The organism is Pseudomonas sp. TWI923, from assembly GCF_039673365.1.
GTDB lineage: Bacteria > Pseudomonadota > Gammaproteobacteria > Pseudomonadales > Pseudomonadaceae > Aquipseudomonas > Aquipseudomonas sichuanensis.
The window spans coordinates 1-7,166 of the sequence record NZ_JBDJLM010000130.1; the positions used below are offsets into that span (position 1 = coordinate 1).

The 7,166-nt window shown below is 68.1% G+C and carries 4 protein-coding genes; 2 read left to right on the top strand and 2 right to left on the bottom strand.

Going from position 1 to position 7,166, the window contains the following annotated elements; genetic code table 11:
* Positions 1–76 precede the first annotated feature (76 nt).
* Positions 77–4,357, bottom strand: coding sequence for a DEAD/DEAH box helicase (locus tag ABE459_RS25215; protein WP_323831852.1), 4,281 nt, complete (start codon positions 4,355–4,357; stop codon positions 77–79).
* Positions 4,358–4,613: 256 nt separating this feature from the next.
* On the opposite strand from ABE459_RS25215, the gene ABE459_RS25220 reads away from it, so the two are divergent.
* Entirely contained in the window at positions 4,614–5,027 is a 414-nt protein-coding gene (locus ABE459_RS25220; protein WP_323831850.1) for an NUDIX domain-containing protein, read from the top strand.
* On the opposite strand, the gene metR is transcribed toward ABE459_RS25220, so the two are convergent.
* Positions 5,011–5,928: a transcriptional regulator MetR gene (gene metR, locus ABE459_RS25225; RefSeq protein WP_125462838.1), complete on the bottom strand. Its 918-nt coding sequence runs from the start codon at positions 5,926–5,928 to the stop codon at positions 5,011–5,013. The two genes, ABE459_RS25220 and metR, sit on opposite strands and share 17 nt — an antisense overlap.
* Positions 5,929–6,124: 196 nt before the next feature.
* On the opposite strand from metR, the gene ABE459_RS25230 reads away from it, so the two are divergent.
* Positions 6,125–7,120 (top strand): alpha/beta hydrolase, encoded by a 996-nt coding sequence (locus tag ABE459_RS25230; protein WP_258645163.1) that lies wholly within the window; start codon positions 6,125–6,127, stop codon positions 7,118–7,120.
* The last annotated feature ends 46 nt before the right edge of the window (positions 7,121–7,166 follow it).

The following is a 7,166-nucleotide window of genomic DNA, read 5'->3' on the forward strand; positions in this document are numbered from 1 at the left end:
CCGTTGTCGAAGGCAAGCGGGGGCCCCGCCCGCTCCCACATGCCCTGGGTGGGTGGGGGCTGGCCCCGCGATGACGTCAGTAGCCATTACGCAACAAGCGCTGATGCCACAGCGTTTGCTCATCCAACGGCACATCAACCAGATACTGATACTTCCCCGCCACCCGGCACGCCACCGCCACCCCATCCCGGTACAGCAGCCGATTGCCGTTCACCGCCGGCACCTTGGCCCCCGGCAACAAGGTGCCCACCAGGTTCAACGGATCGCAACCACTCACCACCACCAGCGCCCCGTCCGCTTCGCGCCTGCGCACCTGGCGCAATACCCCGATGGCTTCGGGCAAGGCGAACTGCTCGCCGGCCAGCCCGGCGATAAAGCGCCCGCCACGGATCTCGCCACGGGCTTCGAGGCGGTGATAGCAATGCAGCAACTCACGCCACGACGGCAGCACATCGCTTTCACGCTCCAGCAGGCGCCAGCACACCACGCCGTAGCGACGCAGCAGGCTGCGGGCGATGTGTTCCAGGCGCTGGTCAAGGTCGACTGCGCTGCCCGCGCGGCGCAATAGCGCCCAGCGCCCGGCATGGACCATGGAACTCGACAGCGGTGGATGCCCGCGCCGGCTGCTGCGCGAAGCGCGTTTGGCCGCCGGGGTGATCAGGCTGCGCAGGCCACTGAAACCGTCGGCGCTGGCCAGGCCAAAGCCGACCAGTTCCTGCAGCGCGGTTTCCAGCTCGCTGGGCAGCAGGTGCGCCTCGTGGGCAAGTTCGTCGAAGAACAGGGCGCCGTGGGCCTGCAAGCTTTGCAGCACGCTCTGGCCGCGCGGCGATAGCTGCTGCGGATCGGGCGTTGGCGCAAGGCTGCGCCACAGCCCAAGCTGCTCGCGTGGCAGCAGCACCAAGGGGGTGCTGGTCAAGGTGCTGGCCGAGGCCGTGGCCGCCAGCCGGCTCCAGGCCCACTGGCCGCTGCGGCAGGCGTCGTCCAGCCAGTGCGGGCTGTAGTCCTTGATCCGTGCCGGCAGCAGTTCCGCCTCCCAGGCGCCGGCGGCAGCCGGGAAGCCTTGCAGCTGGCCGAGCACTTCGCCCACGGCCTGCGGGCCGCGCAGGCGCTCTTCGCCGGCCAGGTGCTGCCAGTCGAACAGAAAACGCATGAAGTCCTGCAGGCTGACCGGTTCGATCTCGCGGCGCAGGCGCTTGACCGTATAGCGGTGGATGCGCGCCAGCAGGTGGCGTTCGCACCACTGCACTGCGCGCTCACCCGGGCTGAACTGGCCGCGCAGCACGTAACCTTCGCCTTCCAGCCGGGCGAGGGCCTGTTCGCAGTCGCCCAGGGCGCAACCCAGCGGCGTGGCGATCTGGGCGAGGGTCAACGGGCCGAAGCCGCTCAGCCGGGCCCGCAGCAGCTCGCTCAGGGCGGTGTCCTGCGCATAAGGTTGATCGAAGCCCGGCAGCACCGGCAGCGCTGGTTCCAGGTGGGCGCCGGGGAACACTGCGCTGATCTGGCCAAGGCGCTCGCGGGCCAGCCACACTGGCTGCCCGCCCGCCTGGAGGCGGCAGGCTCTGCCGGACTGCGCGAGTTGCCCGAGCAGGGCGATCCACCCAGGGTTCGCCTCGGCTTCGGCCTGGGTGATCACCCCCAGGCTCATCAGGGCTTCGTGCAGTTCATCGGCGTTGGCCGCGTGCGGCCAGGCCTCGGCCTGCACGGCGCGGATGGCGTCGATGTCCAGCGCACCGAGGTCGTCGCTGCTGTGCACTTCGTTCCAGCGGCGGTTGAGCACGGCCTGGGTGCGTCGTTCTTCCAGTGGGGCATCGTCGAGGAAGGTGTAGGGGCGGGCGTTGAGGATCGCCGAGGCCAGCGGTGAAGGCGCCGGCAGGTCGCGGCTGAGCAGGCGGATGTCACCGGCCTCCATGCGCCGCAGCAGCGCCAGCCAGCCTTCGCTGTCCATGGCCTCGTGCAGGCAGTCGTCGAGGGTCTGTTCGACCAGTGGGTGATCGGGAATCTGCCGCTCGCCGACCAGGTTCTCCAGGCAGGCAATCTGGTCGGGGAATACCGCGGCTATCAGGTCTTCGCTCTTCATCCGCTGGATCTGCGGCGCCACCTTGCGCCCGCCCACATAGCGCGGCAAGGCCATGGCCACCGCCGCGCACCAGCGCCAGCGCACGCCGAACAGCGGCGCGTCGAGCAGGGCCTGGACAAGGATCGGCTCGGCCGTGCGGCTGTTCAGGTAACGCCAGACCTCGTCCAGTTCGAAACTGTGGCTGCTCGACAGCGACAGCACGATGGCATCCTCGCTGGCCGCCGCCTGCAGCTCGAAGTTGAACGTGCGGCAGAAGCGCTTGCGCAGGGCCAGGCCCCAGGCGCGGTTTATGCGGCTGCCGTAGGGCGAATGAATGATCAGCTGGGTGCCGCCGGACTCGTCGAAGAAGCGCTCCATCACCAGGGTCTGCTGCGAGGGCAGGGCACCAAGCACCTGCCAGGTGCGGCCGAGGTAGTCGAGCAATTGCTGGGCGCAGCCTTCATCCAGTTGGTAGGTGGTGCGCAGCCAGCCCAGCGCCTGGTCGAAATCGCCGGCCTGCAATTGTTCATCAAGGCGCGCCTGCAGCCGCGCCACTGCGCCGGACAGCTCATTGCTGCGCCCGGGCGCCTCGCCGATCCAGAACGGAATGGTCGGTGGCTGGCCTCGGGCATCCTCGACCCGTACCCGCCCAGGCTCTACCCGCAGGATGCGGTAGGAGGCGTTGCCCAGCTGGAAGATATCGCCAGCGATGCTTTCTATCGCGAAGTCTTCGTTGACGCTGCCGATGTTCAGCGCCTGGGGTTCGAGCAGCACGGCGTAATCGGCGGTTTCGGGGATGGTGCCGCCGCTGGTCAACGCGGTCAGCTGGCTGCCGCGTCGCCCGCGCAGGCTGGCGCTGACCGCATCACGGTGCAGATAGGCGCTGCGCACGCCCTGGCGGCCGTTGAAACCCTCGGCGAGCATGCGCAGCAGGGCCTGGTAGTGGCCTTGGTCGAGGGCGGCGTAGGGGGTGGCCTGGCGCAGCAGGTTGAACAGTGCGCGCTCGTCCCAGGGCTGGTTGCTTACTTCGGCGACGATCTGCTGGGCGAGCACGTCCAGCGGCGCCGCCGGGATATGCAATTCGTCGAGTTCGCCCTGGCGTACACAGTCGAGCAAGGCGACGCACTCGATCAGCTCGTCCCGCGAGGTGGGGAACAGCCGGCCCTTGGGCACGCCATCGACCTGATGCCCGGAGCGCCCGACCCGCTGCAAGAAGGCGGCGATCGAGCCGGGCGAGGCGATCTGGCAGACCAGATCGACATCGCCGATATCGATACCCAGCTCCAGCGAGGCGGTGCTGACCAGCACCTGCAACTCGCCGGCCTTGAGTCGCTGCTCGGCCTTCAGGCGATGCTCCTTGGCCAGGCTGCCGTGGTGCGCGGCCACGGCGTCGTTGCCCAGGCGCTCGCCCAGGTGGCGGGTGAGCCGTTCGGCCAGGCGCCGGGTGTTGACGAAGATCAGCGTGGTGCGGTGCTGGCGGGCCAGCGCGGCCAGGCGCTCGTAGACCAGCGCCCAGACATCGCTGGCCATGACCGCGCCCAGCGGCACCGGCGGCACTTCGAGGGCCAGGTCGCGCTGGCGCACATGGCCGATGTCGACGATGGCGCAGGGGCGCTGGTGGCCAACCAGGAACTGCGCTACCCGCTCCACCGGGCGCTGGGTCGCCGACAGGCCGATGCGCCGCAAGGGGCGGCCGGCCAGGGCTTCCAGGCGTTCCAGGGTCAAGGCCAGGTGGCTGCCGCGCTTGTTGCCGGCCAGGGCGTGGATCTCGTCGACGATCACCGTGTGTACGCCGGCCAGGCCTTCGCGGCCCGACGCCGAACCCATCAGCACGTACAGCGATTCCGGCGTGGTCACCAGGATATGCGGGGCCAGCTTGCGCATGGCCGCGCGTTCCTTCTGCGGGGTGTCGCCGGTGCGAACGGCCGTGGTGATGCGTGGCGCCTTCAGGCCGAGCTGCTCGAGCTGCGTGCTGATGCCTGCGAGCGGGGCCTCGAGGTTCAGGCGAATATCGTTGGACAGTGCCTTGAGCGGCGAGACGTAGACAACCTGGGTTTGCGCCGGCAGTTCGCCGTCGCGGTCGAGCCCTTGGCAGAACAGCTCGTCGAGCACGGCGAGGAAGGCGCTGAGGGTCTTGCCCGAGCCGGTCGGCGCGGCCAGCAGCATCGACTGGCCTGCATGGATCAGCGGCCAGGCGCCGGCCTGGGCCTCGGTGACCGTGGCGAAGCGTTGGCGGAACCAGGTGGCCACGGCAGGGTGGAACAGGCCGAGCACCGGGTGCTGATGGGCGGGGAGGTTCATGGATTGGTTATGGAGCGTTGCAGGCGGATAGGCAAGGGGCCGTTCGTCTGCCTGCGTGTTCCCTGTGGGAGCGGCTTTAGCCGCGAAGCAAGCGACGCGGTGGATGGCACCGGCTTTGCCGGTGTTCGCGGCTAAAGCCGCTCCCACAGGCCCTTTGCTGAATCAAAAAGCCATGTGCAGTTCCAAGGCACTCGGCTTTCCGGCGATGAGGCCCGATCAGGTATCCTGCGGCCCTTGTTCACCCAGAGGTTGCCCCATGCCCAACACCATCCACATCGCCGCCGCCCTGTTGCTCGACCCACAAGGCCGTACCCTGCTGGTGCGCAAGCGCGGCACCCAGGCCTTCATGCAGCCGGGCGGCAAGATCGATGCGGGGGAGTCAGCGGCCCAGGCGCTGGCGCGTGAGCTTCACGAAGAGCTGGGGCTGCGCATCGACCCGGCACAGGCCACGCACCTGGGCAGTTTCAGCGCCCCGGCCGCCAATGAGCCAGGCTTCGTGGTCAAGGCCGAGTTGTTCCGTGTCGACAGCGCCGAGGCCGTGACCCCGGCGGCAGAAATCGAAGAAGTGCTGTGGCTGGCCGCCAGCGACACGCCAGGCCTGAACCTGGCGCCGCTGACCCGCGACCTGATCCTGCCGCTGTGGCGCCAAGGCCTCAACGCACCGCGCTGACCCCGTCGAGGGTGGCGAACGAGGTGTCCTTGGCGGTCAGCAGGAAGTCGCGCATGTACGGCGCATCGAGCATGTCGGTGCGCACCGCCGCGTACAGCGTGGCGAACAGGCCTTTTTCACCCAGGCGCTTGCCCTTCACGTAACCGCGCGAGCTGTATTCGTGCAGCGCCCAGTGCGGCATGCCGCATACACCACGGCCGCTGGCCACCAGCTGCATCATCATTACCGTCAGCTCCGAGGTGCGCACCGCGGCCGGTTCCATATCGGCCGGCTCGAGGAAGCGGGTGAAGATGTCCAGGCGGTCGCGCTCCACCGGGTAGGTGATCAGGGTCTGGTCGAGCAGGTCCTGGGGCACGATGTAGGGCTTGCTGGCCAGCGGGTGCTGGTTGGCCACCGCGAGCATGGCTTCGTAGGTGAACAGCGGCACGTAGGTGATGCCGGCCAGGTCCAGCGGGTCGGAGGTCACCACCAGGTCGAGGTCGCCGCGGGCCAGTGCCGGCAAGGGGGCGAAGGCGAAGCCCGAGGCCAGGTCCAGCTCCACTTCCGGCCAGGCGTCGCGGAACTGGTCGATGGTCGGCATCAGCCACTGGAAGCAGCTGTGGCACTCGATGGCCATGTGCAGGCGCCCGGCGGTGCCGCCGGCCAGCCGGGCGATATCGCGCTCGGCGCCCCGCAGCAGCGGCAGGGTGGCGTCGGCCAGTTGCAGCAGACGCAGGCCGGCGCTGGTGAAGCGGATGGGCTTGGTCTTGCGTACGAACAGCGGCAGGCCCAGGCGTTCCTCCAGCTCCTTGAACTGGTGCGACAGCGCCGATTGCGTCAGGTGCAGGCGCTCGGCGGCCTCCACCAGGCTGTCGGCCTCGCGCAGGGCATGAAGGGTTTTCAGGTGACGGATTTCCAGCACAAGGGCTCCGTGAACAATCTTTGAGGAAAACGGGATGGCGTTGAGTTTCCCTCATGTTGCCCTGGCCTGTCGACCGCCGCTTGGCAATGACCGCTGGGCAAGGTTCATGAAACTGTCACGGTTTTGTGGCAGCGCGAGCGAATGGATTTCATCAGACTCGCGCTCTACTGGGGATCTGCATTCTGGTGTTTTTTTCATGCGGGCTTTTTTACTTTTCTTCCTTCTGCTGATTAGCGCTTCGGCGAGCTTCGCCGACGACCGCTGCAACCCACAGGTGCCGGTGCAACGTGCCGAGCTGGGCGAGCTGAGCCTGGTCTACCAGAGCGTCGGCGCACCGCGGGATCCGGCGTTATTGCTGGTCATGGGCTTGGGCGGGCAGTTGATCCACTGGCCGGACGACGTGGTCGAGGCGCTGTGCCGCCAGGGCTTTCGGGTGATCCGTTACGACAACCGCGATGTCGGCCTGTCGCGCTGGAACCAGCTGCCGGGCTCGGCCAACCTCACCCTCGAAGTGCTGCGCTACAAACTGGGCCTGCCGGTATCGGCGCCTTACAGCCTGACCGACATGGCCGGTGACGGCCTGCACCTGATGGACGCGCTGCAGATCCGCCAGTTCCATGTGCTGGGGGTGAGCATGGGCGGGATGATCGCCCAGCACCTCGCGGCCATGGCGCCGGAGCGGGTGCGCAGCCTGACGCTAGTGATGTCCAGCTCGGGCGCGGCCGGCTTGCCGGCACCGAATCCGGCGCTGGTGCAGCTGCTGGCGCGGCGCAATGCACCGAACCGGGCGGTGGCGATCGAGCAGCAGGCTGACCTGCTGGCGGCCTTGGGCAGCCCGCAGGTGAAGGATGATCGCGCGGTGTTGCTCCAGCAGGCGGCGCAGGCCTATGACCGGGCGTTCAACCCCGAGGGCGTGAAGCGCCAGATCATGGCGATTCTCGCCGAGCCGAGCCGGGTCGAGTTATTGAATCAATTGCGGGTGCCTACGCTGGTGGTGCATGGCACCGCCGATCCGTTGCTGCCGGTGATGCATGGGGTGCACCTGGCGGCGCATATCCAGGGCAGTGAGTTGCGCTTGATACCGGGGCTGGCGCATCGCTTCCAGGAGCCGTTCAAGCAGCCGCTGCTGGGGGCGGTGCTGCCTTACCTGCAGTCGCATCGGCAGGATGTGACGCATATCGCAGGGCTCTAGAACCTATCGCGGGGCAAGCCCGCTCCCATGTTCTGTTGCGTGGGAG

Coding starts and splice junctions, on each gene's coding strand:
- ABE459_RS25220 (WP_323831850.1), top strand. CDS start 4,614: ATGCCCAACACCATCCACATCGCCGCCGCCCTGTTGCTCGACCCACAA.
- ABE459_RS25230 (WP_258645163.1), top strand. CDS start 6,125: ATGCGGGCTTTTTTACTTTTCTTCCTTCTGCTGATTAGCGCTTCGGCG.
- ABE459_RS25215 (WP_323831852.1), bottom strand. CDS start 4,357: ATGAACCTCCCCGCCCATCAGCACCCGGTGCTCGGCCTGTTCCACCCT.